We start from the raw sequence: 26,945 nt of genomic DNA, 5'->3' as shown, positions 1-26,945 counted from the left end.
AATTAATAAATTTTTGTCTTAGATTCTGTCTTATTTATTAGGCGTTTTATATTTTCTCTATGTGTATAAAAAATCATTATGAACATTATAAAGTAGAAATAATAAAAGGGATCTGAAATTAAAAAAAATTGAAAAATAGGTATACAAAAACTTGATACAATTGAACTTAAAGAAGAGTATTTAAATATAAAAAAAATTAATAACCAAGTTACACAAAACACTATTCCTGACAAATAATTTAAACAAAATAAAATTCCAACATAAGTCGCTACACCTTTACCACCTTTAAATTTAAGCCAAACCGGAAAAACATGACCTATAAAAACTGATAAAGAAGCTAAGTATAATTGATCATTATAATAAAAATTAATAAACAAAATAGGCACTACAGCTTTTAAAATATCAAGAGCTAATGTTAAGTATCCTATAAGTTTATTTCCTGATCTTAAAACATTAGTCGCTCCAATATTTCCAGAACCTATTTTTCTAATATCCTTACCGATAAAAATTTTAGTTAAGATAAGCCCAAATGGAATAGAGCCAAATAAATAAGAAATAATAATAATAAAAGTAATTTCTAAATTTAACATTTAAATAACTCTACTCCATTAATAAAAGTGCTTAATACTTTACCTTGTAGTTTTTTGTCCTCTATACAAGTATTCTTAGATTTTGATATCATTTTTTCTTTTTTAACTACCCATGGCTTGTATATATCAACAATACAAAAGTCTGCATCACTTCCTACAGAAAGACTTCCTTTATTAATTTTTAAAATTTTAGCAGGGTTGCATGTCAGACACTCAATTATCTTATTTAATTTTATTGATCCGTTGTGAAATAATTCTAATGCAAGTGGTAAAAGAGTTTCTATACCAGAGGCACCTGTTGCAGCTTGTGAAAATGTTAATCTTTTTGACTCCTCATCTTCAGGTTTATGATCTGAGACAATTACATCTATCAAATTTTGGTTTATACCCTTTATTAGAGACAATCTGTCCTCTTCTGTCCTTAGAGGAGGGGATAATTTAAGGAAAGTACGAAAGTCTCCTATATCATTTTGGTTTAATGATAAATTATTAATTGAAACACCAGTTGTAAATTTTACAATTTCTTTTCTATTTTTAATTATTTCAACAGACTTTTCTGATGATATTTGAGCTATATGATATCTACAATTGAAATCCTCTAGCAAAGTCAAATCTCTTTCGATAATAATTTTTTCTGCGTAGTCAGGTATGCCTTGAAGACCAAGTTTAGTTGCGATTATCCCGTCATTTACTTGTCCATCTTTTGATAATTCATTATCTTCTGCATGTTGTATTACTAATGCATCTAAATCAAAAGCAGATCTCATAATTCTGGACATTAATCTTGTATTTTGAATAGTTTGCGTACCATCTGTATAACCTATTATTCCTTTTTTATTTAAAAGACCAAATTCATTCATATTAGTTCCTTCCAGACTTTTTGTTAAACTTGCGGTTGGAAATATATTAATTTTTGATTTATCTCTTCCTCTTCTTTTAAGAAAGTCAACCATAGAAACATTATCTATAACAGGTGAAGTATTAGGCATTGTAACTACTGATGTAACACCCCCAGCTAGCGCTGCATTACTTAATGTTCTGAAATTTTCTTTATATTCGTAGCCTGGCTCACCTACAAATACCCTCATATCAACAAGACCAGGAAATATAAATTTTTCTTTAAGATCTACATATTTTTCTCTTGAAGGAATATTATTCTGATTTACTTTTTTACCTATTGCTTCAATTTTTCCATTTTCACCAATAATCAAACCGCCAATTTCATCTATAGAGTTTTTAGGATCTATTATTTTTGCATTTAAAAAATATTGTTTTTTCATCATTCACAAAATAACTTTAGACAGGCCATCCTTACAGCAACACCTAATTCAACCTGTTCTTTAATTACACTTTTATTAATATCATCAGCTAATTTTGTATCTATTTCTATTCCTCTATTCATAGGACCAGGGTGCATAATTATTGCATCACTTTTTGCTTTCTCTAATTTATCTGGTGTAAGCCCATAATATTCATAATACTCTCTATTTGATGAGAGAAATGAACTTGTCATTCTTTCATTTTGTAATCTTAACATCATCACAATATCACAATCTTTCACTCCTTCTTTCATATTTGTAAAAGTGGTGACACCAAATTTTTCTAGATCTTTTGGCATCAAATTAGATGGTGCAACTATATTTATATCTGCACCCAACATATTTAATAAATAAATATTTGATCTAGCAACTCTTGAATGAAGTATATCTCCACAAATTGCAATTTTAAGACCTTCTATTTTATTTTTCTTTTCCATAATTGTTAAAGCATCAAGCAAAGCTTGAGTGGGATGTTCTCTTCTGCCATCGCCTGCATTTAATACCGCACAGTTAACTTTTTGTGACAATAAATTTGAGGCACCTGAGTCTTGATGTCTTACAACAATAATATCAGGGTGCATCGCATTTAAAGTCATTGCAGTGTCTACTAAAGTTTCTCCTTTTTTAATTGCTGAATTAGTTATATTCATTGACATAACATCAGCACCCAATCTCTTTCCAGCAAGCTCAAATGAACTTTGAGTTCTAGTAGATGGTTCAAAAAATAAATTTATTTGTGTTTTACCTCTCAAGATATCTATTTTTTTATTTTTGCTTTTGTTCAAAGCTATGAAGTTTTTTGATTCTGAAAGAATAGTCTTTACATCAGAGATTGATAGATCCTGAATACCTAAAAGATGTTTTTTAGAAATTTTAACAGCATTTTTTGAATTGGCCATTAAAACTAACTCTATAACTTCAAAGCATGTTTAATGCAAGCTTAATTATTAAGATAATCGATTGCCCCTTGTAAAATGAATGATGCAGCGTTTTCATCAATTTTTTTCTCTCTTTTGGTTACATTAACGTCTAATTCTTTAGAGATATTAAAAGCACCTTTGGTTGACATTCTCTCATCCCAAAGTACAACATCAATCTCTAAGTTTTTCGATATCATATTTGCTTTATCGGTAACAGATTGAGCTGCTCTTCCTAAACTGCCATCCATATTAATTGGGTATCCAATTATAATTCCAGACACGTTATTTTCATAAATAATGTTTGTTAATTGATCCAATAGATATTGCATATTCTTATAATCTATTGTTTTAAATGGAGTAGATATTTTTCTTCTATCATCACAAATTGCTACACCTATACGTTTTGACCCTAAATCCAAACCAATTAATCTCGCATTAATGTCAATTTTTTTCTTAAGACTCTCAATAGTGATCATATTGTATTTTTCAGATTTAATGATAGTTTTTGATATTCATATCATATGACAATTGATCTTAAAACAGTAAAGCACATATCTAAATTATCTAGGATTTCAATCGATGATAATAAAGCTAAAAAATTAGGCAAAGATTTAAATTCAATCTTTTCTTTTATTGAAAAATTAAATGAATTAGATACAAAAAATACTGAACCATTAACCTCAATTGCTGAAACTACATTAAAACTACGTAAAGACGAGATAAAATCTGAAAATATTCGTGAGGATATTTTAAAAAATTCACCAGACAAAAATAAAGATTTTTTTGTTGTGCCTAAGGTAGTTGAATGATGAGCAATATAACAGATTTAAAATTAGTTGAACTTGTAGACAAAATTAAAAAAAAAGAATTATCGTCAACCGAGGTAACTATTGCTTTTATTGAAAGATCGAAAAAATCAAAAAAACTTAATACTTATATTTCTGAAAATTATGAAAATGCAATTAAAAAAGCAAAAATATTTGATCAAAAACCAGACTTTAAAAAAAAATTACCTGGTATACCTATTGCCGTAAAAGACTTGTTTTGTACAAAAAATATTAGAACTACAGCCGGAAGTAAAATTCTTGAAAATTTCGTTCCAACTTATGAGTCAACAGTAACCCAAAATATTCTAGATGAAGGAGGTATTATAATTGGAAAGTTAAACTGTGATGAATTTGCAATGGGTTCTTCTAATGAAACAAGTTATTTTGGGAACGTTCAAAATCCAGTATCTGAGAATTTAGTACCTGGTGGATCTTCTGGTGGATCATCATCAGCATTGGCTGCAAAATTAACTCCAGCAACAATAGGTACAGATACAGGTGGATCTATTAGACAACCAGCGTCCTTTACCGGTACAGTTGGTTTAAAACCAACATACGGTAGTTGCTCCAGGTATGGTATAGTAGCATTTGCATCATCTTTGGATCAAGCAGGACCCATGACTCATGATGTCAAAGATTGTTCTTTGATGTTCGAAATTATGAGTACTTACGATATAAAAGATTCAACTTCTGTTGATTTCAAAAGAGAAAATTATTTAACTAATTTAAATGAGAATATTAAAGGAAAAAAAATAGGCATACCAAAAGAATATAGAGTTGATGGAATGCCAAAAGAAATTGATGAGCTATGGGAAAAAGGAATAAAAATTATTAAAGAAAATGGAGGTCAAATTATTGAAATAAGTTTACCTAATACCAATTATGCTTTACCAACATATTACATTGTAGCTCCTGCAGAAGCCTCATCAAATCTTGCTCGATACGATGGTGTAAAATATGGTTTTAGATCAAAAGGTGAAAATCTTATAGACATGTACGAAAAAACAAGATCAGAGGGTTTTGGTGATGAAGTAAAGCGAAGAATTATGATTGGAACATATGTTTTATCATCAGGTTATTACGATGCATATTATTTAAAAGCTCAAAAAGTAAGAAGACTAATCAAAAATGATTTTGATGAGGCTTATAAAAAAGTAGACGCTATATTAACTCCATCTACACCAAGCTCTGCTTTTAAGATTGGAGAAAAATTAAACGATCCAGTATCAATGTATTTGAATGATATTTTCACAGTTCCAATTAATCTTGCAGGCTTACCTGCTATATCAATTCCAGCGGGTCATGACAAAAAAGGTTACCCACTAGGTTTACAAGTTATTGGAAAGGCATTTGATGAGCAAAGTATTTTAAATATCGCATTTGCTTTAGAAAAAAATATAAGCTTTAAAAATAATATAACTGATTGGTGGATTAAGTGAGTAAAAATAATGGTGAATATCTAATAATAAGAAATGATAACAAATATGAAGTTATTATTGGTCTTGAAGTTCATGCACAAGTCTTATCTGAGTCTAAATTATTTTCAACTTCATCAACAAAATTTGGATCAGAACCTAATACTCAAGTTAGCTTGGTCGATGCAGCATTCCCTGGAATGTTGCCAGTAATTAACGAACATTGTATCAAACAAGCTGTTAAGACAGGTATTGGATTAAAAGCTAAGATTAACAAAAGATCAATATTTGATCGAAAAAATTATTTTTATGCTGATTTGCCTCAAGGTTATCAAATTTCTCAATATAAAAATCCAATTGTGGGTGAGGGTTCTGTTACATTAGATATGCCGAATGGGGAAAAAAATATTGGAATTGAAAGACTTCATTTGGAGCAAGATGCAGGAAAAAGTATTCATGATATAGATCCTCAAAGCACATTAGTTGACTTAAATAGATCAGGTGTAGCTTTAATGGAAATAGTTAGCAAACCTGATTTAAGATCTTTAGATGAAGTAAATGCATATATTAAAAAATTAAGATCGATAATGAGATATTTAGGAACTTGCGATGGTAATATGCAAGAAGGCTCATTAAGAGCTGATGTAAACGTTTCTGTTCGAAAAAAAGGAGATAAAAAACTAGGCACAAGATGTGAAATTAAAAATGTCAATTCTATTAAATTTATGCAAATGGCCATAGATTTCGAAGCTAATCGTCAAGTAGACGTAATTGAAGAGGGTGGCTCTATTGATCAAGAAACAAGATTATTTGATACCAAAAAAAATGAAACAAGATCTATGAGATCTAAAGAAGATGCACATGATTATAGATATTTTCCAGATCCGGATCTTTTACCGCTTGAATTAAATGATAATTATATAGATCAAATAAAAAAAGATATTCCTGAGCTTCCTGATGAAAAAAAGAAAAGATTTATTGAAAAATTTAAACTATCACCTTATGAGGCAAATATACTAGTTTCAGACATTGAAATTTCAAAATATTTTGAGGAAGTTTCAAAAAACTCTGATGTAAAATTAGCTACAAACTGGATAACAGGAGAGTTATTTGCATTATTAAATGAAAAAAATATTGAAATAACAGAAAGTCCAATTTCCTCAAAAAATTTATCAAAATTAATTAATTTAATCAAAGATGGAACTATTTCAGGCAAGATTGCTAAATCTGTGTTTGAAATAATGAGAGATGGAGATAAAGATCCAATAACTATTGTAGAAGAAAAAGGTTTAAAACAACAAAGTGATCCTAAGGAATTAGAAAATTTAATTGATAAAGTAATCACCGAAAACCCAAAAAATGTTGAAGCTTATAAATCAGGAAAAGACAAATTATTTGGTTTTTTTGTTGGTCAAGTTATGAAAAATTCAAATGGTAAAGCAAATCCAAAACTTGTTAATGAAATTTTGAAAAAAAAATTTAAGTAAAATGGGTTCTAACATTAAGATTACAAACGAACTCGAAGAATATATAAACAATCATTCTTATAAACTCAATCCGATTCAGAGGGAGATTATTAAATATAACAAAACTTTGGGTGAAAAGAAAAAAATGCAAATTTCATTAAGTCAATGCCATCTATTACACCTTATAATAAAATTATATAATCCAAAAAAAATTTTAGAAATTGGAACATTTACAGGTTTAAGCGCTTTAACAATGGGATTAGCTATGAATAATGATTCAAATTTAATAGCTATAGACAAAAACAAACAAACATCTGAAATAGCTAAAAATTTTTTTGTTAAAGCTAATCTTGAAAACAAAATAAATCTTTTATTAAAAAATGCCAGTGATGGACTAGATGAGCTTCTTGAAAACAAAGAAGTTTTTGACTTAGTATTTATTGATGCTGATAAGGAAAATTATATAAATTATTTTGAAAAATCTTTAAAAATGTTAAAAAAATCAGGGATAATTATAACAGATAATGTTTTATGGTACGGTGACGTTATAGACAAAAATAAAAATGACAAACTTACTATTAAAATTCGGGAATTTAATTCACATATCGATAAAGACAATAGAGTAGAAAATATCATTTTACCAATTGGTGATGGTTTATCAATTTGTAGAAAATTATAATGTATAATATTTTTGGTTTTTACAAATTTAAAAAGATTACAAATCTTAGAAAGAAAAAGGAATTACTTGATAATTATCTAAAACAAGAAAATTTTAGAGGGACTATAATATTATCCCCTGAAGGTGTAAATGGAACAATAAACTTTAAAATTGATAGATATATTTCAATAAGAAAAAATATAAAAAAAATTTTAAATTTAAAGAACTTTGATAGCCAAAATTTATCACATTATAAATATCAAGCTTTTCACAAAGGTAAAATTAAAATTAAAAAAGAACTTGTTCCTATTGGTATTAAATTAAAAAAAAGAATTATTGATAATCAAATTGATCCTGAAAATTGGAATAATTTTATTAAAAAAAAAAACACTGTCATTATTGATACCAGAAAAAGTTTTGAATTTAGAGTTGGTACTTTTAAAGGATCAATAAATCCAAAACTTAATAATTTTAGAGACTTTCCAAAATATTTTAAATCACTAAAAAAAAATAATAACATAGGTATGTTTTGTACCGGTGGTATTAGATGTGAAAAGGCAAGTTTTTATTTGAGAAATAAAGGTTTTAAAAATGTTTATCAATTAAATGGAGGTATCATTAATTATTTAAATAAAATTGATAAAAAAAAAAGTTTATGGAAAGGTGATTGTTTTGTCTTTGACAATAGAGTATCGGTAAAACATGGTCTAAAACCTGGTAATTTAAAAGTTTGTGCTGGTTGTAGAGAACCTATTACGAAATTAGAAAAAAAAAACAAGCAATATGAGGAAGGAGTCAGCTGTTCTAATTGTTTTCATAAATTAACTGATAAACAAAAACAAAGATTTCGTATGAGACAAAAACAAATCAACCTATCTAAAAAGAAAGGTCAAAAATATTTTTATCAAATTGAAAAATAAAATAATATGTATAAAAAAATTAATTTATTAAGAGATCCCATTTGGCCATTATTAAGAAAAGTAACAGTTCCTGCTAGTATTGGATCATTATTTCAAACTTTTTATAATTTAGTTGATACCTATTTCGCTGGTAAAATATCACCTGAAGCTCTTAGTGCTTTGGCTAAATCTTTTCCAATATATTTTATCATAATTGCAATTGGTGTTGGAGTAGGCGCTGCTACAAATACCTTAATCGGAAATTCAATTGGTGAAAAGAATGAAAAAAGAGCATCAATGTTTGTTGGGCAATCTTTTCTATATGCTGTTTTCGTTTCTCTTTTAGTTACCTATGTTGGTTTAAATATATCAGATTTTTTATTGGGACTAATGGGTTCTAGTTTAGAAAATATTTTATTAACAAGAGAGTATCTGGATATAATATTTTACTGCACTGTTTTAGTTTTAATACAAACATCTTTAAATGGCACTCTAAATGCTCAAGGAGATACAAAGAGTTACAGAAATGTTTTGGTTTTTACCTTTTTTTTAAACATAATCTTAAATCCTATATTCATATTTGGATATGGTTTTATACCTGCCTTTGGTATTTCTGGAATTGCCATAGCAACAGTTATATGCCAATTTTTAGGTGCAACTTATTTAATTTACAAAGTTTATTGTTGTAAATTAAAACAGTATCTACTTTTTGAATGCTTTAAACCAAAAATTTTTTACTTTAAAAACCTAATATTTCAATCTGTTCCAGTTATGTTTAGTATGCTTTTAATTGGTGTTGGATTGTTTAATGTTTTATATTTTGTAGGAAAATTTGGCGATTTGGCTGCAGCTGGTTATGGTACTGCTTTAAGAATTGAACAAGTTTTTTTGTTACCAGTTATTGGATTAAATACGGCTGTACTTTCTATCTCAAGTCAAAATTTTGGAGCTAAAAATTATGAGCGAATTAGAGAATTATATTTAAAAGCTCTCAAATTTGGTTGTTCTTTTATGACATTAGCAGGTATCATAATTTATTTTAATGCATCATTTCTCATAAGTTTATTCACAGAAGATTTGAATACAATTAGTTATGGTACAATTTATTTAAAAATTGCAGCTTTGATAGGTCCCATTTATCCTACTTTCTTTATAACAACAGCCTTATTTCAATCAGTAAAAAGGCCAATATATAGTTTATACCTTGGTATCTTAAGATTAACAGCTCTACCATTTTTATGTTTATGGTATGTAATAAATATTAAAGATGGATCATATGAAGATATTTTCTATACTTTGTTGTTCACTAATTGGTTTATGGGATTTTGCATATTAATCTTTATTGGATCTTTTTTTAATTCAGTATTTAAAAAAACTAGTTAGACTTTGCTAATTTTTTTTCAAATTTTCTTACAAAATAAGAAACTACTAAAATTAAAATTAGATATTCAAATATTAAAAAAGTATAAATTTCTAATGGTCTATAAGTTGTAACAACAAGCTCATTTGCTTTTCTCGTTAAATCACCAATTCCTATAATTGAAACAAGGGATGACATTTTTAAAACATATACAAATTGATTACCAATAGCAGGAAGTATATTTTTAATAGCTTGTGGTAATATTATGAGTCTTAATTTTTTAAAAAAAGAGAACCCAAGAGAACTACCAGCTTCCCATTGAGATTTTTTAATTGAATTTATTCCAGCTCTAAATATTTCAGCTTGAAAAGCACTTTCACTTATTGATAAAGCTATAATACCAGACACAAATGGACTAAAACTTATACCTGTCATTATTGGTAAACCATAATAAATCCATAAGATTAAAACTAATAATGGTATCGCTCTAATGATTTCTACATAGCCAATATTTATATAAGTAAGAAATTTATTTTTTGCTAATGATGGAATTGCAATTATTAGACCTAGAATTATTGAGATAAATATTGAAACTAAGGATATGTATATTGTTGTTGTAAATCCACTTATGAGAAATTTCAGATTTGTTAATCCATCTACATTATTTGGAGATAAAATTAACCAGTCTAACTCTTGTTTAGAACAAGAATTAAGAAATAATAATATAAATATTAGAAAAATAATATTTTTCACACATATATTTATAAAGTATTAAATATTAATATCTAATTTATTATAAGCTCTTTAGATTATATTTTGCTAAAAGTTCTGTAAAAAAACCAGACGATTTTTTATTACTTATCCATTCATTAACGTAATTTTTCCATTTATCATCACCTTTACCAACCATCATTGCTAAAAATGCAGGATTTTTTTCACCATCTGGAACAATTGCCAATTGAGGATATTTAATGACTAATTTATTAGCCTCTGTTGAGCTGGTTATATTTCCATCTGCTCTACCGGCTAAAACTTCTTGAAAATCTCTTGCAGGTGCTTCAACGGAATTTAGTTTTGATTTTGGAAAAAATTCTTTTGCTTTTTCTTCTTGTGAAGTTCCAAGTGTAGTTGCAATCGTTACTTTACTATCATTTAAAGAGTCCCAAGTTGGGAATTTTTTTAAATTTTTCTTAAGAACAAGGGGCACTGTTCCATATTTATAGTAAGTGTCAGTAAAGCCTGCAACTTCTGCTCTTTTAGGTGTTTTAGTAACACTTGTTGAGATATCATATCTTCCTGAAGTAATACCAGATACTATAGTCTTCCACTCAGCAGGCACAAATTTAATTGTTACACCCATATCTTTTGCTAATTCATTCATGACATCTATATCAAAACCTCTATATTTATTAGTTGCAGGATCTTTAATTGTCATAGGATCCCAATCTCCAGTTGTTCCAACTCTTAGCTCGCCAGAGGACAAAATTTTATCAAGACTTGATGAATAAGAGGGTAATGCAAAGAATAAACTAAATATAAATACTATGATTTTTTTCATATTTAGTTAGTACTTAAAATAAGCAAAGATTTCCAGGTTAACCTTGACGCACATAAATAATCAGATGAATCTAGCACTATCATTCAACCAGAGCCATAAATCTTCTGAAAATGACCTTCTGACAAATAGATTAATGTTGTTATCCTCTTTGTTGTGTAGGATTACATCTATGTGATTAACAATTGTTTGAGCAACAGATCCTTTTTTCTTTTTATAATAATTAAAATTATAAGGGCAACTTTTAGACAATAAATCGTACACTTTATTTCCTTTTAAATTAATCATTATCCAGTGATCGGAAACATTTGTTACAGCTCCTTGATTTAATTTTGAAATTTCATTAAATAATTTATCTTCTAAATTTATTTGGTCATCTAAAGTCATTTTTTTATCATTAGAGTAAATTAACCATTCATCTGGACTCAACCACAATAAATTAAATTTTTCGTTACCAGATGAAGTATTTGCTTCGTTTGGCGGTAAAATTGATAATATTTTTCCAATTTTTGTAGAGAATTCTCTTTTATTACTTCTAAGGTTAATTTTAATTATAGGCTCAACTTCAATAATATTTAAATCATTGTATTTTTTTTCTTCCTTAATTGATGAATTAAAATTAAGCATTTAATCTTTTATTTTCCTTATCATAAAAAACAGTGTCTGTAATAGTTACATTGATATTTTTATTTTCCATAGGAACTATTAATTTTTTACCTTTTAATTTTTTTCCGCTCCTTACTACAGCTAGAGCAATAGATTTATTAAGATTTGGACTAAAATAACTAGAGGTAACATGACCCAACATATCAATTGGCTTTTCTAAACTTTCAACAAGTTGAGCTCCTTCTTCTAAAACTTCCTTTGGATCATCTGTTAATAATCCAACTAATTGTTTTCTATCTTCTCTTATCGTATCACTCCTGTATAATGATCTTTTACCTATAAAATCATATTTCTTTTTTCCAATAATCCAGTCCATTTGAAGATCTGAAGGTGTTAATGTTCCATCTGTATCTTGACCTGTGATTATGAAACCTTTTTCAGCTCTAAGTAAATGCATAGTTTCAGTTCCATATGGTGTAATATTAAATTCTTTACCTGCTTCTATACATCTCTCCCAAACATCTTTGGCGTAATTAGACTGAACATTAATTTCGTAACTATGCTCTCCAGTAAAACTAATTCTCATAATACGACAATTAACATTATCTATTTTTGAATTTTTAAAGGACATATGTGGGAAACTTTCATCTGAAAGATCTAAACTTGGTATTATTTTTTTAATAATTTTTTTAGAATTTGGTCCACAAATGCTCATTGTTGAATATTGATCTGTAACAGTAGTTAAATATACATTTAATTCTGGCCATTCTGTCTGTAAATAATCTTCAAGTTTTGATAAAACATTGGCTGCACCACCAGTCGTAGTCGTCATTATATAATGATTTTCTCCAAGTCTTGTAGTAACACCATCATCATAAACCATGCCATCTTCATTTAGCATCAAGCCATATCTACATTTACCAATTGCTAGTTTTGACCATGCATTAGTATAAACTCTATTTAAAAATTCGGACGCATCCTCACCTTGTATATCAATTTTTCCTAAAGTAGAGGCATCAAGTATTCCAGCACTTACTCTTGCAGCTTTACTCTCTCTTTGAACAGCTTCGTACATAGTTTCTCCATTCTTAGGAAAATACCAAGGTCTTTTCCACTGTCCAACATTTTCAAATTCTGCTTTATTTTCCACATGCCAATCATGAATAGCGGTTCTTCTTGTATGATCAAAAAACTCACCAACGTTTCTTCCTACTATTGCTCCAAATGTTAACGGTGTATAAGGAGGCCTAAAGGTAGTTGTGCCTAGCTCTCCCATATTTGTACCAGTTGTATCAGCAATTATACCCAGTGCATGCATATTTGATAGTTTACCCTGATCAGTTCCCATTCCTGTTGTAGTATATCTTTTTACATGTTCTATTGATTTAAAGCCTTCTCTCAGAGCTAGCTTTACATCTTTAGCAGTCGAGTCATTTTGGAAATCTAAGAATGGTTTTGTTTTAGATATAGCCTCATTTGAAGGTAACAACCATATGTTTCTTTTTTGTTTTTCTTTTGAACATTTAATATCTAAATTTTCATATTTATTTTTATCTAAGCCAAGAAAAATTTTAATATTTTTGACAGTATTATTTATAACATCATCTAATTCAAAGTCTCCATTTGATGACCCCACGCTAATTTGTTCTGACGGTGTTTTATTTTCGTCAGGAATAAAAACATTATCATTATTCCTGAATTTTAATTTTCCACCTGATTGAGTAAACAAATGAACCATTGGCGTCCATCCACCAGAAATTCCTAAACAATCACATTTATAGGTAACTTTTTTACCAATAACGCTACCACCATCTTTTGATAACTTCATAACATCGATAGATTTAATTCTTTTGTACCCATCAGTATTAGTTATTGTATATCCTCTTAATATTTTTATTCCTGTTTTTTCTATTTTTTCTGAAAGTATTGAGCTAGGATTTTCTCTAATATCTATAATTACTTTTACTTTAACTCCACTTTTATTTAATGAAATTGCTGTTTCATAAGCACTATCATTATTAGTAAATAATGAAATATTTTCTCCAGTTTTTACGCCATAGTAATCAATATATTTTTTTATAGATGATGATAAAATTATCCCTGGTCTATCATTGTTACTAAAAATTAAAGGTCGTTCAATAGCACCAGTTGCTATCACAACCTTTTTAGCTCTTATTTTTAGCAATCTTTGTCTAATTTTCCCTTTTCTTTCATGAGCACTTAAATGATCAGTTAAATTTTCTCTTGCTAAAAGATAATTATAACCATGAAAAGCAGCAACACTTGTTCTGTTTTTAATTGTTAAGTTTGGTATTCTTTTAAGTTTCTCTATTTGATTTTTTAACCATACATTTGAGGTTTCATTATTTATTTTAAAAATATCATCATCTTGATATATTGTTGATCCTCCAAGATAACTTTTGTCATCTATCAGTATTGTATTAAGACCTTTTTCTGCTGATAATTTAGCTGATAATATGCCAGAGATACCACCGCCAATTACTAAAACATCACAATGTACATATTGATGATCATACAAATCTTGATCTGGTTTAGTTGGAGATTTGCCTAATCCAGCTGAATGTCTAATAAAAAATTCATATTTCTCCCAAAAACTTGCCGGCCACATAAAGGTTTTATAATAAAATCCTGCAGGTAGAAGAGGGGATAGAAAATTATTTATACCTCCAATATCAAAATTTACACTTGGCCAACAGTTTTGGCTAAAGGCTTCTAAACCTTCATATAGTTCAATCTCAGTAGCTCTTACGTTTGGATCGGTTAATGCAGGATCTTTCCCAACTTGAATAATTGCATTAGGCTCTTCTGAACCACAGGTCATTATTCCTCTGGGTCTATGATATTTAAAACTTCTTCCCACTAAATGAATATTATTTGCCAATAATGCAGAGGCTAATGTATCACCTTTGTAACCAAAAAGCTTTTTACCATTAAACTTGAAGGAAATTCTAACAGTTTGATCTATAAAATTGTTTTTATTAATTCTTAAATTGTTACTCATAATTATTTTATGGGTGGTCTTTCTCCCATTTTATAAACTGCATGTATCTTATCATTTGAAGTATCTCTAACCACATTGAACCATTTTCTGCATCCATGAATGTGGTTCCATCTTTCAAATTGAATACCTTTTATGTTTTTTCTCATAAAAAGATATTCAGCCCATTGATCGTCGCTTAATTCTGTAGGTTGTTTTGGTCTTTCAATGTGAGCTTCACCACCACAAGAAAATTCTGTTTGATCTCTTTCACCACAATATGGACAATTAATTATAAACATTAGTGTGCTACTGCTGCAGCACCATGTTCATCTACTAGATCACCGCTAACAAATCTATTTAAGTTAAATGCTGCATTTAATTTATGCGGTTCGTCATTAGCTATAGTGTGCGCGAATAAATCTCCAGAACCAGGTGTAGCTTTAAAACCGCCAGTACCCCAACCACAATTAAAATACAAACCTTTAACTTGAGTTTTGCTAATTATTGGACTTGCGTCTGGACAAATATCTACAATACCTCCCCATTGTCTCAGCATTTTCATTCTACTAAATATTGGATATAATTCTAATATTGCTCTTAAAGTTTCTTCGACAATATTATGACTGCCTTTTTGAGTATAAGAAACATAAGAGTCTGTACCTGCTCCAATTACAAGTTCACCTTTGTCAGATTGACTTACATAAGCATGTACAGCGTTTGACATTACAACTGTATCAATTATTGGTTTAACCGGCTCAGATACTAATGCTTGGAGAGGTTTACTTTCTAACGGCAATCTTATACCCGCCATATTTGCTATAACACTAGAATGTCCTGCAGCAACAACACCAATTTTTTTTGTTTTTATAAAACCTTTTGTTGTTTCTATACCCTCAACTGTATCATTATTTCTTTTAATACCTTTAACTTCACAATTTTGTATAATATCAACTCCCATTTTATCTGCGCCACGAGCATAACCCCATGCAACAGCATCATGTCTTGCTGTACCAGCTCTTCTTTGTAATGTTCCTCCAAGTACAGGGTATCTAATACTTGGGGATGTATTAATAATTGGACAAAATTTTTTAACTTCCTCTGTATTTAACCAGACAGCATCAATTCCATTTAATCTATTTGCATGAGTTCTTCTTTTTAAATCTCTTACATCTTGAAGATTGTGTGCAAGGTTCACAACACCTCTTTGACTAAACATAACATTGTAATTTAATTCCTGAGATAATCCTTCCCAAATTTTAAGCGCATGATCGTAAAGTCCAGCACTGGCATCCCATAAATAGTTCGATCTAATTATTGTTGTGTTTCTACCGGTATTTCCTCCACCGATCCATCCTTTCTCGACAACCGCAATATTAGTCATTTTATGTTTCTTGGCTAAATAATAAGCAGTTGCAAGTCCATGACCTCCACCACCAATTATTATTGCGTCGTACTCTTTTTTTGGTTCTGGATCTCTCCAAGCTCTTTGCCAATTTTCGTGTCCACTAAGAGCATTTTTAATTAGTGAAAATATTGAATATTTATTTTTCATTTTGAACAAAATTACTTCATAAATATTGAATATTCAATGATTTCAAGTTACACAGTTAAATAAGGAAGAGTGGGTGAGAGGTTTAAACCAGTCGTTTGCTAAATGACCGTGCGAGGAAACTTGTACCGAGGGTTCGAATCCCTCCTCTTCCGCCATAATTTAGTACAAAGGGTCATTTTCAAAAAAATCTTTTATTTCCAACGGTTCTTGATTAAGAATATATCTATATACATTGTAATTTTCTAAAACTCTTTGAACATAATTTCTTGTTTCTTTAAATTTTATAAGCTCAATCCAATCTACATAATCAATTTGTTTTTTTTGTGGATTTTTATTTAATTTTTTCCAATATCTCACTCTCTTAGGACCTGCATTATAGGCTGCAATTGCAAATGGATATGATCCATCATATTCCAATATTAAGCCTGCTAAATAATGAGAACCTAAATTTATATTATATTCAGGATCTTGTGTTAATCTTGTTTTTGAATATGGTAGTTTAGCCTGTTTAGCTACTACCTTAGCTGTGTATGTCATTAATTGCATCATACCTTTAGCTCCAGCATGACTATTTGCTTTAAAATCAAACTCACTTTCTTGTCTAATGACTGCTAAAATTAATGCTTGATCAGGTATTTTTCTACCTCCGACATATTTTGGAGTGCTTACTATAGGATAATTATATTTATTATGGAATCTTTTTTCATAAGAAGCTATCTTAGAAATTTGTATAGCAAAATCATACCTCCCTATATCTGTTGCCAATTGAGCTGACAAAATTTCACTTCCTTTTTCTATATTATCCAAAGCCAAATACCTTAAAATATGTTTTGTATATTTATCTTTGTTTAATTCATGCAATAAATGTACAAGTTTATACAAATCTTTTTTAATAAATATTTTTTTGTAATTTTCATCTACATCCATTGTTTTTTCCAAATTAAATTTTTCATTTTTTGAAATTTTCAAGTGAGCTAACTGACCATAATAGGTTGTTGGGTAACTCGAAGCAATTTTATAATATTTATTTGCTGTAACTGTATCATTTAAAGATTCATAACTTCTAGCAATCCAATAGGCACCTCTAGATAAACTTATTGGATAACCGACATTTTCATAAAAAGCTTTAAAGTGTTCTCTAGCTCTTATTGGATCATTCAAGAAACTTATACAAATCCATCCACTTAACCACTCTGCTTCTGCAAACTCTGGTGTACCTTTATCGAGGGCATGGTTATTAACTATTTTATAAGATGTTTGATATTTTTGTTTATATATTAAAGATCTTGCGATAATTGATCTTTCCAACCACCATTTTTCTGGTCTAACTAAATAATACTTATTATTTTTTATTTTCAATAAAATTTCTAATGAACTATCAACTCTACCTCTTTTTCTTCTCCACTTTAGTCTATCATAATTTAAGCCAGCATCATTTTTAAACTTTTCAGGAACCTTTGAGATAGCCGCATCAACACCATAAGACCTACTCATTAAAAGTTGTCTAGCATTATAAAGCGCTTGGTAGTCTTTTGGTAAATATCGCAACATTCTCTTTAAATCCCAATATTTATTTTCCCAGGCTAAATATTCAGCTCTTTTAATATGATCTTCTGAAACTAAATATTTATTATATTTTTTTTTATAAATTCTTAGTTCGCTTTTATTTAGATCGGCTCTAATCCAGCCTTTCTTAATTAAATCGACACCTTCTTTCTCATTACCTGTCTTGATAAGACTTTCACCTAAAATCATTTCACCAAATCCACTCAAGGGCTCACTATCTTCAAACATTTTAATAATTTTTTTTGGACTAATATTTTTGGTTGACAATTTTTTTTCTGATAAATATTTTATTCGTCCTATCCTAGGATAACTTTTATTTCTTTCCAAAAATTCATTGTAAAGACTAAAATCAGCATTATTAGTTCTTTCTAATAAATATCTCCAAACTATAAAATTATAAATAGATTTGTCTTTTGCTTTCTTTGAAGCTGTTATTGCGGTTTTCCATTTTTTCTTTTCTATAAGCTGTATTGATTTTCTTGCTATCTCTAGATCTTTTTTATTATAAAATTTTGATTTATAAGTTTTACTTTTGTTTTCTATTTTTTTAGTGACTATTAAAGGTTTACTTTTTGGGATTAATATATCTGTGAATTGTTTTTTTTTCTCACTTTTTTGACTCTGGATGACCTCATTTTTTGATTGCAGAGGTTTTTTTAGAGGTAATATTTCACTTTTAAGTTCGCTTAAAACTTTTGTTTCATTACTAATTTGTGGTTTTTTCTTCGGTATAATTAAATTCTCACTATGTGCATTAAACAGAAAATTTATTAAATAAAATGCTATAATTAGAATGATGTTTTTTTTGTTTTTAACCATAATTTTAGTAAATGAATCAATAATTTATGTTATAAAGTCATATGTTTAAAGGATCAAATGTCGCTTTAATTACTCCTTTTAAGGATAATATATTAGATGAAGAAAACTATATAAAATTAATTAATTTTCATATTGAAAATGGCACTAACGGATTAGTTCCCGCTGGCACTACAGGAGAGTCGCCAACTTTAAGTCATGACGAACATCAAAAAGTGATTGAAATTTGTATAAAGGAATCAGCTGGAAAAATTCCAGTCATAGCTGGAACAGGTTCTAATTCTACAGAAGAAGCTGTTTCACTAACAAAGCATGCTGAAAAAGCAGGCGCAGATGGAGTATTGGTTGTTACACCTTATTATAACAAGCCTACACAGGAGGGTTTATATCAACATTACAAAGCAATAAATGATAATACCAGCCTGCCAATTATCATCTACAATATACCTAGCAGATGTGTGATTGATATGACAGTAGACACTATGGCTAGATTATTTGAACTAAAAAATATTGCTGGTGTTAAAGATGCTACTGGTGATCTTAATAGGTTAGATCAAACTATAAAAAAATTAGGTCCAGATTTTATTCAATTAACGGGTGAAGATGGTTTGGCTTTAGAATTTAATAAAAGGGGAGGTGTAGGAATTATATCTGTTACAGCAAATATAGCTCCCAAACAATGTTCAGAAATGCAGAAATTATCAAAATCAAGCAGTGACAAAGATATTTCCAAAGCAGAGTTGTTAGATAAAAATTTACAACCATTACATAAAGCACTATTTATTGAAAGCAATCCAGCGCCAGTAAAATATGCCGCAAAAGTTCTAGGACTTTGTAATGATGATATAAGACTTCCTTTGGTAAATATTAAAAAGGAAACTAAACAAGAAATTGATAAAGCTTTATACATTGCAAAATTAATAAATTGATGAAAAATAAAACCAGGTCTGGTTTAAAGATAATATGTCTCAACAGAAAAGCATCTTTCAATTATTTTTTTGAAGATATTTATGAAGCAGGCATAATGTTAAAAGGATCAGAAATAAAATCTGTTAGAAATGGGGAAGTTAGCATTGCCGACTCATATGCAATAGAAAAAAATGGAGAACTTTATTTGATTAACTCTCACATATCATCTTATAAAGAGGCGAGCATGTTAAACCATAACACTGTTGAGGAAAGAAAGCTTTTACTTAACAAAAAAGAGATAAATAAGCTAATTGGCAAAATGCAAAGGGAAGGCTTCACCTTAATACCTACTAAAATGTATTTTAAAAAAGGAAAAGCTAAAATTGAGATAGCTGTAGCAAAAGGTAAAAAACAATATGATAAAAGACAAACGATTAAAAGAAGAGATTGGAATAGAGATAAAGCAAGATATTTTAGAAAATCATCCTGAACCAGTTTATTTAGGAATTGGCTCAAATCTTGGTAATAGAAAAAATAATATTAATAAAGCTTGCTATTTATTACATACTTTCTGTTTAATAGACAAAATTTCTAATTTTTATGAAACCAACTCATGGCCAAATGTAAAATATCCAAAATACTTAAACATTATTTTAAGATGCTATACAAAACTAAATGTCATATCGTTGCTTAAAATAATAAAAATAATAGAAAAAAAACTTGGAAGAAAAAAAACATTAAAAAATTTTCCTAGAACATGTGATATTGACATTATTGATTTTAAAGGAATTAAACTTGATAAAAATTATATAAAAATTCCTCACCCAAGATTATTGAAGCGTAATTTTGTTTTAGTACCACTTTATGAAATTGAAAAAACATGGAAACATCCTAAAAATAACATATCTATAGATAATTTATTAAAAAATCTTAATTTTAAATCCCTTAGGGGTATTAAAATTTATTAAAATAAGTGATATAAATAACTATGCTTAAATCTGAAGAATTAATTAATAAAGTAAAAGAATATAACAGATTTTTAAATCCTCAAGCGCTAACCAAGGCTTACAATTTTGCTCTTAATGCTCATAAAAAACAAAAAAGAGATGAAGGTGTGCCGTATATAAATCATCCTGTTGCTGTTGCAGACATTTTATCTGATTTAAAATTAGACAGTGCAACAATAACAACAGGACTTCTTCATGATACCATTGAAGATACTCACGCAACTTATCAAACTATTAAAGAAGAATTTGGTCAAGAGGTTGCTGACTTAGTCGAAGGTGTTACAAAAATATCAGTTTTTGAAAATCAGGCTATAGCTGATGAAGATAAAAAAAAATTTTCTAAAGCAGAAAATTTTAGAAAGTTAATAATTGCTACTTCTAAAGATATTAGAGTTCTATTGGTCAAACTTGCAGACAGATTACATAACATGAGGACTATTAAATATTTAAAAGATGAAAGTAAGAAAATACGTAAAGCTCAAGAAACTATGGAAATTTACTCTCCTCTTGCGGATAGAATGGGAATGAACAGAATAAGAGATGAACTGGAAGATCTTTCTTTTGAAATATTAAATAACGGAGCAAGAACTTTAATAAAGAATAGATTGGATGAAATTAAATATAATAACTTAATGAACTTCAATTCCCTTTCAGAAGAATTTACAAAAACATTGAGTAATTCTGATATAAAAGTAAAAATTATAGGAAGAGAAAAGACACCTTTTTCTATCTGGAGAAAAATACAAAAAAAAAGAACCTCTTTAGAACAAATTACAGATATAATTGGTTTCAGAGTTATTGTTGAAGATGTAAGTGACTGTTATAAGGCACTTGGTGTTTTTCATTCAAAATGGAATTGTATACCTGGAAGATTTAAAGATTACATTTCATCACCCAAAATAAACAAATACCAATCTTTACATACAGCAATAATAGGTCCAAACAAAAGACCAATTGAAATACAATTAAGGACAATGCAAATGCATGAATTTGCTCAAAGAGGGATAGCTTCGCATTGGAAATATAAATCAAATGAAAAATTCAATTCATTAACATGGAAAGAGTATGACTGGCTTAAAGATTTAGTTGATATTATTGAGAGAAATGAAAATCCTGAACACTATTTTGAGTACACTAAGCTTCAAATGTTTCAAGAAAATGTTTTTTGTTTTACCCCAAAAGGTTCTGTTATTAAATTACCTAAAAACGCTACACCAATTGATTTTGCTTATGCGGTACATACACAAGTTGGAGATACTGCAATAGGTTGTGAAATCAATGGAAAAGAAAGTCCACTACAAAGTGAATTAAGAAATGGTGATTTAATTAAAATTATAACTTCAAAAAAAGTTTCACCTTCATTACATTGGCTATCATCAACAAAAACAGGGAAGGCTAGATCTGCAATTAGAAAATATTGGCAGTATAGAGAAAACACAAAAAAAATTGACAAAAAATATAATACTTCATTATGGATTTCTCTGCCAGATAAACCAGGTATTCTTGGAGATGTAACAACACTAGTAGGTGAAAATGAAATTAACATTTCAAGTGTTGAAATGACGGAAAAAACGAAAACTTCGATAAATTTTAAATTTAATCTTATTATTTTTGATCTCAAAAACTTTACAAAACTTTTAAGTGAGCTAAAACAGAGACAGTATAAGTTTAAAATAATTAGACATACTAATAAAAAATATGCTTTCTTTAAAAAATTCTTTAAAGGTCTTAAAAAAAACTAATGCTTTATTAAAAGGACATTTTGTTCTATCTTCAGGTCTACATTCAGCTCATTATGTTCAGTGTGCAAAATTGTTAAGCCAACCAAAATTTTCAAAAAAATTCATAAATTCACTTGCTATAAAGGTAAAAAAAAAATTTAAAAAAATAGATTTAATTCTTTCTCCTGCAATGGGTGGTATTATCGTAGGTTATGAAATAGGTAGAATTCTTTCCATAGAAACAATTTTTTGTGAAAGAGTTAATAAAAAATTTACTTTAAGGAGAGGCTTTTCAATAAAGAAAAATTCAAGAGTATTAATTGTTGAGGATGTTATTACAACTGGAAAATCAAGTTTAGAATGTGTGAAACTTATAAAAAAATTCAAAGCTAAATTAATTGGTTTTGCTTGTTTAATAGACAGATCTAATAATGAAAACATTAAAGATAAAATAATATCTCAGGTAGAATTAAAAATTCCCACTTACAATAAAAAAGATTTGCCTGACCAGCTAAAAAAAATACCTATTACAAAACCAGGTAGTAGATTTTTACGATGAAAAAACTTGGTATCAACATTGATCATATCGCTACTCTAAGAAATGCACGAGGTGAAAATCATCCTAATATTATTGAAATTGCAAATATCGTTAAAAAGTCTAAAGCAGATTCTATCACGGTTCATTTGAGAGAAGATAGAAGACATATCAATGATCAAGATCTATCTGATTTATGTAAAAAAAAATTTAATATCAATATGGAAATGGCTGCAAATTTAAAAATGATGAATATTGCAATTAAAAACAGACCAAAATTTGTTTGTTTGGTTCCAGAAAAAAGAAATGAAATTACTACTGAGGGCGGTTTAAACTTAAAGAAAAATTATAAGATAATTAAAATGATTGTAACGAAGCTAAATAAAAAAAAAATCCGAACCAGTTTGTTCATAGATCCGTCAATAAGTAATATTATACTTTCTAAAAAAATTGGTGCAAAGTGTGTTGAATTACATACTGGAAAAATATCTAGGCTTGTTAAGAATAATAAAGATTTTAAAAAAGAACTTATTAAAATAAAGAAGTGTTCTAAATTTGGATTAATAAATAATATTGAAATACACGCTGGACATGGTTTAGATTATAAAACTACACGAATTTTGTGTAAAATCCCTCATATCAGTGAATACAACATTGGACATTTCATAATAGGTGAAAGTACAAAAATTGGTATATCTAAGGTAATACAAAATTTTATGAAGATAATTAAATAAATGAAAATATTTGGTATAGGTGTTGATATTATCGAAAATAAACGATTTAAAAAATTATTAAATAATAAAACATTTATAAATCGGATTTGCAGTTCAAAAGAGTATCGTGTTTTAAGAAAAAAAAGGAATAAAGTCCTATTTTTGTCAAAGAGATTTTCTGCAAAAGAAGCCTTTGTTAAATCATTAGGGAGTGGTTTTAGAGATAATTTATGTTTTTCAGATATATCAATTTTAAATGATAAAAAAGGAAAACCATATTTTTCATTTAATCAAAAGGTAAGGAACTTACTTAAAAAAAAATATAAGTTAAATAAATTTAAAGCTCATTTGTCATTATCAGATGAAAAAAAACATTCTATCTCTTATGTAATTTTACAAAAATTAAAATGAAAAAAATTATTATTGAAAATTTAAAAACTTTATTTTATGCACTAGTTATAGCTATTTTAATAAGGTCTCTGCTTTTACAACCTTTTTATATCCCATCATCATCTATGGAACCTTCATTATTAGTGGGCGATAGATTGTTTGTTACAAAATTATCTTATGGTTATAGTAAACATTCTTTTCCTTTTAGTTTAGGGCCCATTAAAAATAGAATTTTTTTTTCAGAACCAATACGTGGTGATGTAATTGTATTTAAAACACCGACAGATAATAGAACAGATTATATAAAAAGATTAATTGGTCTTCCAGGAGATAAAATTCAATTTATTGATGGTAACTTATATTTAAATAATGTTGAAATTTTAAAGTCTAAAATTAACTATAAGTCTAAAATTTATTGCGGAGAAACAAATGTAGATACCACTGTTTTTAAGGAAATGTTATTAAATAAAAAGGAATATTTGATTACATATTTTAACTATGGAAGTTATCAAAATTCTGATGAGTTCATAGTTCCAAAAGATCATTATTTTTTTCTTGGTGATAACAGAGATTGTTCAAAAGATAGTAGATTTTTATCTAGCGTAGGATTTGTTCATAAAAATAATTTAGTAGGTAAGGCGCAATTCATTTTTTTTTCAACTAATATTAAAGAAGGGAGTATCTTTAATATCATGAATTGGAAGAATATTTTAAGAGTGGACCGATTTTTTAAAAAAATTAATTAATGAAAAATAATTTGATCAATTTTCAAAAAAAAATAGGAATTAATTTTAAAAATCAAAGTTTATTAATAAAAGGATTTACTCACAAAAGTTACGACCCGTTAGATAATAATGAAAAATTAGAATTTTTAGGGGATAGAGTATTGGGTCTAATAATCTCTCAAAATTTACTAAATTTTTTTCCAGCTGATAAAGAAGGTGATTTAGATAAGAAACTAGCTTCACTTGTTAATAAGAATCAATGTGCAAAAATTGCAAATGATATAAGACTTCAAGATTATATTTTATTAAAAAATTCTAAAAATAATACAAGTGTAGAAAAAAAGGTTTTGTCAGATTGTTTAGAAGCAATAATCGGATGTATTTATTTAGATCAAGGACTGGACGTTGTGGAAAAATTTATAATAAAATATTGGCGAAAATATCTAAACAATAGCCTTATATCTGAAAGAGATTCTAAAACAAAATTACAAGAATATTCTCTTAAATTTCATAAAACTTTACCATCTTATCATTTGATAGATAACAAAGGACCGAGACATAAACCATTGATTAAAGTTTCTGTAAAGATTAAAAACTCAAAAAGTATAGTTGCTACAGCTAATTCAAAAAAACAAGCCGAACAGTTGGCTGCAAAAAAACTTTTAGGAATTTTAAAAATAAAATGATTTGGACAGATAGTGGATACTTATTATCTAAAATTCCTTTCCAAGAAAATTCAATTATTGTAAATTTTTACACACAAAAACATGGAAAGTGTTCAGGTATAATTTATGGCGCTACATCTAAAAAGATTAAAAATTATTTGCAAAAAGGTAATGAATTATATTTAGAGTATCATTCGAAAAGTGAAAATGCCCTTGGTTACTTTAAAGTGGAAATTATAAAACCTCGTACGTCTGAATTTTTCTCTGATAAAATAAAGCTTAATTGTATTGTATCTACTTTAGAATTGATTAAAATTTTGACAGTAGATGGAGAAAAAAATTTAAAAATCTATAATTTAATAGATAATTTTTTTTTTCTTTTAAACAATAAAAATTGGAAAACAAATTATATTTATTGGGAACTTAAATTATTAAAATATATTGGATTTGATTTAGACATTGCAGAATTTTGTAAATACGAAATGTTTAAAAATGATAAGAGATATTATATTGAAACATCCTCAAAAAAATTAATTGTACCTAATTTTTTAATAGACGACAATAATGTAGATATATCTGACAGAGACATTTTTAACTCTTTAACTTTATTAAGCGAATACATGAAAAAAAATATTTTTATACCAAACAATATTAACTTTCCTCTATCTAGACAAAATTTTATTAACTACTTTAAGTAACTATTTTAAAATTTTGTCTAAATAATCAGCATAATAGCTTATTATTGCATTAGCTCCAGCTCTTTTAAATGAAAGCAATGTTTCATAAATTGAGTCTTTTGTTAGAATTTTATTCTTAATAGCATTTGATATTAAGCTATATTCTCCAGATACTTGGTAAGCTAATACTGGTATTTTAAAATTATTTTTAACTTCTTTTATTATATCAATATATGGTAATCCTGGTTTTACCATAACCATGTCAGCACCTTCTTTTATATCTAGAGCTACCTCTCTTATTGCCTCATGTACATTACTATAATCCATCTGATATGTTTTTTTATCTCCTTTTAATAAATTTTTTGAACCAATGGCATTTCTAAAAGGTCCATAAAAAGAAGAGGAATATTTTATAGCATATGAAAGTATTTGTATTTTTTCATATCCATTTTTATCTAATTCATTTCTAATTTCACCAATTCTTCCATCCATCATATCTGAAGGCGCGATTACGTCACATCCCATTTGTGCCTGTAATAAAGATTGTTTAATTAAAATTTTTATTGTTTTGTCGTTTAAAATTTCATTTTTATTAATCAATCCATCATGACCATGTGATGTATAAGGATCTAGTGCAACGTCACACATAATACCTATTTTATTTTTATACTTTTTTTTTATTGTTACTATTGCTCTTGATACTAAATTATTTTCATTTAAAGCTTCTGTTCCATAAGCGTCTTTAAGTTTTTTATTAGTATTGGGAAAAAGTGCTATCATAGGAATTTTATTTTTAAGTGCACGGTCAATGATACTAGATAAATTATCAACACTGTACCTGTAAACACCTTTCATAGATTTTATTTCATTTTTTTTATTTTTACCTTCCGTAAGAAAAATGGGTAATACGAAATCACTTCCCGAGAGAGTATTTTCTCTGATAAGTCTTCTAGACCAATCCTCTTTTCTAGATCTTCTCAATCTTAATTTTGGGTATTTTCCAGTGATAATCATTGTTTATTATATGCGACAATAGTAATATATATAAATATA

At 28.0% G+C, this 26,945-nt stretch carries 28 protein-coding genes and 1 tRNA gene; 17 read left to right on the top strand and 12 right to left on the bottom strand.

The annotated features are described in order from the left end of the window. Positions 1-2: 2 nt before the first annotated feature. From plsY to ruvX, 4 genes are read right to left on the bottom strand one after another with little or no spacing between them, the layout of a single operon-like run. A complete protein-coding gene (gene plsY / locus AMN80_RS03275; RefSeq protein ID WP_075520560.1) occupies positions 3-590 on the bottom strand; it encodes a glycerol-3-phosphate 1-O-acyltransferase PlsY in 588 nt (195 codons plus the stop codon). Further along, complete coding sequence (gene pyrC, locus AMN80_RS03270; protein WP_075520559.1) at positions 584-1,870, bottom strand: dihydroorotase; 1,287 nt, start codon at positions 1,868-1,870, stop codon at positions 584-586. Before pyrC ends, plsY begins: the two co-directional genes overlap by 7 nt. Then, on the bottom strand, positions 1,870-2,808 hold the full coding sequence (locus tag AMN80_RS03265) for an aspartate carbamoyltransferase catalytic subunit (protein WP_075520558.1): 939 nt from the start codon (positions 2,806-2,808) through the stop codon (positions 1,870-1,872). Before AMN80_RS03265 ends, pyrC begins: the two co-directional genes overlap by 1 nt. Positions 2,809-2,849: 41 nt before the next feature. Then, positions 2,850-3,305, bottom strand: coding sequence for a Holliday junction resolvase RuvX (gene ruvX / locus AMN80_RS03260; protein ID WP_075520557.1), 456 nt, complete (start codon positions 3,303-3,305; stop codon positions 2,850-2,852). Between the two features lie 45 nt (positions 3,306-3,350). Here ruvX and gatC point away from each other — a divergent pair, with 45 nt between their 5' ends. From gatC to AMN80_RS03230, 6 genes are read left to right on the top strand one after another with little or no spacing between them, the layout of a single operon-like run. Continuing rightward, on the top strand, positions 3,351-3,638 hold the full coding sequence (gene gatC / locus AMN80_RS03255) for an Asp-tRNA(Asn)/Glu-tRNA(Gln) amidotransferase subunit GatC (protein WP_075520556.1): 288 nt from the start codon (positions 3,351-3,353) through the stop codon (positions 3,636-3,638). Then, a complete protein-coding gene (gatA, locus tag AMN80_RS03250; RefSeq protein ID WP_075520746.1) occupies positions 3,638-5,095 on the top strand; it encodes an Asp-tRNA(Asn)/Glu-tRNA(Gln) amidotransferase subunit GatA in 1,458 nt (485 codons plus the stop codon). The genes gatC and gatA overlap by 1 nt, the downstream gene beginning before the upstream one ends. Then, positions 5,092-6,558 carry an Asp-tRNA(Asn)/Glu-tRNA(Gln) amidotransferase subunit GatB gene (gene gatB / locus AMN80_RS03245; RefSeq protein ID WP_075520555.1) on the top strand — a complete coding sequence of 489 codons (1,467 nt, stop codon included), beginning with the start codon at positions 5,092-5,094 and terminating at the stop codon, positions 6,556-6,558. Before gatA ends, gatB begins: the two co-directional genes overlap by 4 nt. Position 6,559: 1 nt before the next feature. After that, entirely contained in the window at positions 6,560-7,216 is a 657-nt protein-coding gene (locus tag AMN80_RS03240) for an O-methyltransferase (RefSeq protein ID WP_075520554.1), read from the top strand. Continuing rightward, entirely contained in the window at positions 7,216-8,115 is a 900-nt protein-coding gene (locus AMN80_RS03235; protein ID WP_075520553.1) for an oxygen-dependent tRNA uridine(34) hydroxylase TrhO, read from the top strand. The genes AMN80_RS03240 and AMN80_RS03235 overlap by 1 nt, the downstream gene beginning before the upstream one ends. A 6-nt stretch (positions 8,116-8,121) precedes the next feature. Then, a complete protein-coding gene (locus AMN80_RS03230) occupies positions 8,122-9,477 on the top strand; it encodes an MATE family efflux transporter (protein ID WP_075520552.1) in 1,356 nt (451 codons plus the stop codon). Here the strand turns inward: AMN80_RS03230 and AMN80_RS03225 are convergent. Genes AMN80_RS03225 through AMN80_RS03200 form a run of 6 tightly spaced genes read right to left on the bottom strand, consistent with a single transcriptional unit; the run spans position 9,470 to position 16,168 of the window. Continuing rightward, on the bottom strand, positions 9,470-10,207 hold the full coding sequence (locus AMN80_RS03225; protein ID WP_075520551.1) for an amino acid ABC transporter permease: 738 nt from the start codon (positions 10,205-10,207) through the stop codon (positions 9,470-9,472). The genes AMN80_RS03230 and AMN80_RS03225 overlap by 8 nt on opposite strands. A gap of 40 nt (positions 10,208-10,247) precedes the next feature. Further along, positions 10,248-11,012, bottom strand: a complete 765-nt coding sequence (locus tag AMN80_RS03220) for a transporter substrate-binding domain-containing protein (protein ID WP_075520550.1) — start codon at positions 11,010-11,012, stop codon at positions 10,248-10,250. A gap of 60 nt (positions 11,013-11,072) precedes the next feature. Beyond that, complete coding sequence (locus AMN80_RS03215) at positions 11,073-11,636, bottom strand: sarcosine oxidase subunit gamma (RefSeq protein ID WP_075520549.1); 564 nt, start codon at positions 11,634-11,636, stop codon at positions 11,073-11,075. Further along, on the bottom strand, positions 11,629-14,637 hold the full coding sequence (locus AMN80_RS03210) for a sarcosine oxidase subunit alpha family protein (protein WP_075520548.1): 3,009 nt from the start codon (positions 14,635-14,637) through the stop codon (positions 11,629-11,631). Before AMN80_RS03210 ends, AMN80_RS03215 begins: the two co-directional genes overlap by 8 nt. 2 nt (positions 14,638-14,639) lie before the next feature. Next, entirely contained in the window at positions 14,640-14,915 is a 276-nt protein-coding gene (locus AMN80_RS03205; RefSeq protein WP_075520547.1) for a sarcosine oxidase subunit delta, read from the bottom strand. Beyond that, on the bottom strand, positions 14,915-16,168 hold the full coding sequence (locus AMN80_RS03200) for a sarcosine oxidase subunit beta family protein (RefSeq protein ID WP_075520546.1): 1,254 nt from the start codon (positions 16,166-16,168) through the stop codon (positions 14,915-14,917). Before AMN80_RS03200 ends, AMN80_RS03205 begins: the two co-directional genes overlap by 1 nt. Positions 16,169-16,231: 63 nt before the next feature. On the opposite strand from AMN80_RS03200, the gene AMN80_RS03195 reads away from it, so the two are divergent. Beyond that, positions 16,232-16,323, top strand: a tRNA-Ser gene (locus tag AMN80_RS03195). A gap of 4 nt (positions 16,324-16,327) precedes the next feature. Here the strand turns inward: AMN80_RS03195 and AMN80_RS03190 are convergent. Continuing rightward, positions 16,328-18,553, bottom strand: coding sequence for a lytic transglycosylase domain-containing protein (locus tag AMN80_RS03190; protein WP_075520545.1), 2,226 nt, complete (start codon positions 18,551-18,553; stop codon positions 16,328-16,330). 41 nt (positions 18,554-18,594) lie between these two features. On the opposite strand from AMN80_RS03190, the gene dapA reads away from it, so the two are divergent. The 10 genes from dapA to recO are packed head-to-tail and all read left to right on the top strand — an operon-like array spanning position 18,595 to position 25,913. Then, positions 18,595-19,479, top strand: a complete 885-nt coding sequence (gene dapA, locus AMN80_RS03185) for a 4-hydroxy-tetrahydrodipicolinate synthase (RefSeq protein ID WP_075520544.1) — start codon at positions 18,595-18,597, stop codon at positions 19,477-19,479. Continuing rightward, positions 19,479-19,949, top strand: a complete 471-nt coding sequence (smpB, locus tag AMN80_RS03180) for an SsrA-binding protein SmpB (protein ID WP_075520543.1) — start codon at positions 19,479-19,481, stop codon at positions 19,947-19,949. Before dapA ends, smpB begins: the two co-directional genes overlap by 1 nt. Then, a complete protein-coding gene (gene folK, locus AMN80_RS03175; RefSeq protein ID WP_075520542.1) occupies positions 19,876-20,427 on the top strand; it encodes a 2-amino-4-hydroxy-6-hydroxymethyldihydropteridine diphosphokinase in 552 nt (183 codons plus the stop codon). Before smpB ends, folK begins: the two co-directional genes overlap by 74 nt. 20 nt (positions 20,428-20,447) lie before the next feature. After that, on the top strand, positions 20,448-22,208 hold the full coding sequence (locus AMN80_RS03170) for a RelA/SpoT family protein (RefSeq protein ID WP_075520541.1): 1,761 nt from the start codon (positions 20,448-20,450) through the stop codon (positions 22,206-22,208). Beyond that, on the top strand, positions 22,165-22,746 hold the full coding sequence (gene pyrE, locus AMN80_RS03165; RefSeq protein WP_075520540.1) for an orotate phosphoribosyltransferase: 582 nt from the start codon (positions 22,165-22,167) through the stop codon (positions 22,744-22,746). The genes AMN80_RS03170 and pyrE overlap by 44 nt, the downstream gene beginning before the upstream one ends. Further along, positions 22,743-23,456: a pyridoxine 5'-phosphate synthase gene (locus AMN80_RS03160; RefSeq protein ID WP_075520539.1), complete on the top strand. Its 714-nt coding sequence runs from the start codon at positions 22,743-22,745 to the stop codon at positions 23,454-23,456. The genes pyrE and AMN80_RS03160 overlap by 4 nt, the downstream gene beginning before the upstream one ends. Beyond that, entirely contained in the window at positions 23,457-23,846 is a 390-nt protein-coding gene (gene acpS / locus AMN80_RS03155) for a holo-ACP synthase (RefSeq protein WP_075520538.1), read from the top strand. Then, entirely contained in the window at positions 23,843-24,571 is a 729-nt protein-coding gene (gene lepB / locus AMN80_RS03150; protein WP_075520537.1) for a signal peptidase I, read from the top strand. The genes acpS and lepB overlap by 4 nt, the downstream gene beginning before the upstream one ends. Further along, entirely contained in the window at positions 24,571-25,236 is a 666-nt protein-coding gene (rnc, locus tag AMN80_RS03145) for a ribonuclease III (protein WP_075520536.1), read from the top strand. The genes lepB and rnc overlap by 1 nt, the downstream gene beginning before the upstream one ends. Continuing rightward, positions 25,233-25,913, top strand: coding sequence for a DNA repair protein RecO (recO, locus tag AMN80_RS03140; protein WP_075520535.1), 681 nt, complete (start codon positions 25,233-25,235; stop codon positions 25,911-25,913). Before rnc ends, recO begins: the two co-directional genes overlap by 4 nt. On the opposite strand, the gene hemB is transcribed toward recO, so the two are convergent. Continuing rightward, positions 25,914-26,903, bottom strand: coding sequence for a porphobilinogen synthase (hemB, locus tag AMN80_RS03135; RefSeq protein ID WP_082256562.1), 990 nt, complete (start codon positions 26,901-26,903; stop codon positions 25,914-25,916). Between the last annotated feature and the right edge of the window lie 42 nt (positions 26,904-26,945).

Source organism: Candidatus Pelagibacter communis, assembly GCF_001179985.1.
GTDB classification, from domain to species: Bacteria; Pseudomonadota; Alphaproteobacteria; order Pelagibacterales; family Pelagibacteraceae; genus Pelagibacter; species Pelagibacter ubique_J.
The sequence above is the reverse complement of the archived record's forward strand: the minus strand, read 5'-3'. Positions and strand labels throughout refer to the sequence as shown.

Bases quoted from the DNA above. Each gene is read 5' to 3' on its own strand.
- acpS (WP_075520538.1), top strand. From the start codon at position 23,457: ATGAAAATATTTGGTATAGGTGTTGATATTATCGAAAATAAACGATTT.
- pyrC (WP_075520559.1), bottom strand. From the start codon at position 1,870: ATGAAAAAACAATATTTTTTAAATGCAAAAATAATAGATCCTAAAAAC.
- plsY (WP_075520560.1), bottom strand. From the start codon at position 590: ATGTTAAATTTAGAAATTACTTTTATTATTATTATTTCTTATTTATTT.
- AMN80_RS03160 (WP_075520539.1), top strand. From the start codon at position 22,743: ATGAAAAAACTTGGTATCAACATTGATCATATCGCTACTCTAAGAAAT.
- gatC (WP_075520556.1), top strand. From the start codon at position 3,351: ATGACAATTGATCTTAAAACAGTAAAGCACATATCTAAATTATCTAGG.
- AMN80_RS03210 (WP_075520548.1), bottom strand. From the start codon at position 14,637: ATGAGTAACAATTTAAGAATTAATAAAAACAATTTTATAGATCAAACT.
- folK (WP_075520542.1), top strand. From the start codon at position 19,876: ATGATAAAAGACAAACGATTAAAAGAAGAGATTGGAATAGAGATAAAG.
- AMN80_RS03200 (WP_075520546.1), bottom strand. From the start codon at position 16,168: ATGAAAAATAAATATTCAATATTTTCACTAATTAAAAATGCTCTTAGT.
- AMN80_RS03190 (WP_075520545.1), bottom strand. From the start codon at position 18,553: ATGGTTAAAAACAAAAAAAACATCATTCTAATTATAGCATTTTATTTA.
- rnc (WP_075520536.1), top strand. From the start codon at position 24,571: ATGAAAAATAATTTGATCAATTTTCAAAAAAAAATAGGAATTAATTTT.
- ruvX (WP_075520557.1), bottom strand. From the start codon at position 3,305: ATGATCACTATTGAGAGTCTTAAGAAAAAAATTGACATTAATGCGAGA.
- dapA (WP_075520544.1), top strand. From the start codon at position 18,595: ATGTTTAAAGGATCAAATGTCGCTTTAATTACTCCTTTTAAGGATAAT.
- AMN80_RS03265 (WP_075520558.1), bottom strand. From the start codon at position 2,808: ATGGCCAATTCAAAAAATGCTGTTAAAATTTCTAAAAAACATCTTTTA.
- AMN80_RS03240 (WP_075520554.1), top strand. From the start codon at position 6,560: ATGGGTTCTAACATTAAGATTACAAACGAACTCGAAGAATATATAAAC.
- AMN80_RS03220 (WP_075520550.1), bottom strand. From the start codon at position 11,012: ATGAAAAAAATCATAGTATTTATATTTAGTTTATTCTTTGCATTACCC.
- AMN80_RS03205 (WP_075520547.1), bottom strand. From the start codon at position 14,915: ATGTTTATAATTAATTGTCCATATTGTGGTGAAAGAGATCAAACAGAA.
- pyrE (WP_075520540.1), top strand. From the start codon at position 22,165: ATGCTTTCTTTAAAAAATTCTTTAAAGGTCTTAAAAAAAACTAATGCT.
- smpB (WP_075520543.1), top strand. From the start codon at position 19,479: ATGAAAAATAAAACCAGGTCTGGTTTAAAGATAATATGTCTCAACAGA.
- AMN80_RS03230 (WP_075520552.1), top strand. From the start codon at position 8,122: ATGTATAAAAAAATTAATTTATTAAGAGATCCCATTTGGCCATTATTA.
- AMN80_RS03170 (WP_075520541.1), top strand. From the start codon at position 20,448: ATGCTTAAATCTGAAGAATTAATTAATAAAGTAAAAGAATATAACAGA.
- gatA (WP_075520746.1), top strand. From the start codon at position 3,638: ATGAGCAATATAACAGATTTAAAATTAGTTGAACTTGTAGACAAAATT.
- recO (WP_075520535.1), top strand. From the start codon at position 25,233: ATGATTTGGACAGATAGTGGATACTTATTATCTAAAATTCCTTTCCAA.
- AMN80_RS03215 (WP_075520549.1), bottom strand. From the start codon at position 11,636: ATGCTTAATTTTAATTCATCAATTAAGGAAGAAAAAAAATACAATGAT.
- lepB (WP_075520537.1), top strand. From the start codon at position 23,843: ATGAAAAAAATTATTATTGAAAATTTAAAAACTTTATTTTATGCACTA.
- AMN80_RS03235 (WP_075520553.1), top strand. From the start codon at position 7,216: ATGTATAATATTTTTGGTTTTTACAAATTTAAAAAGATTACAAATCTT.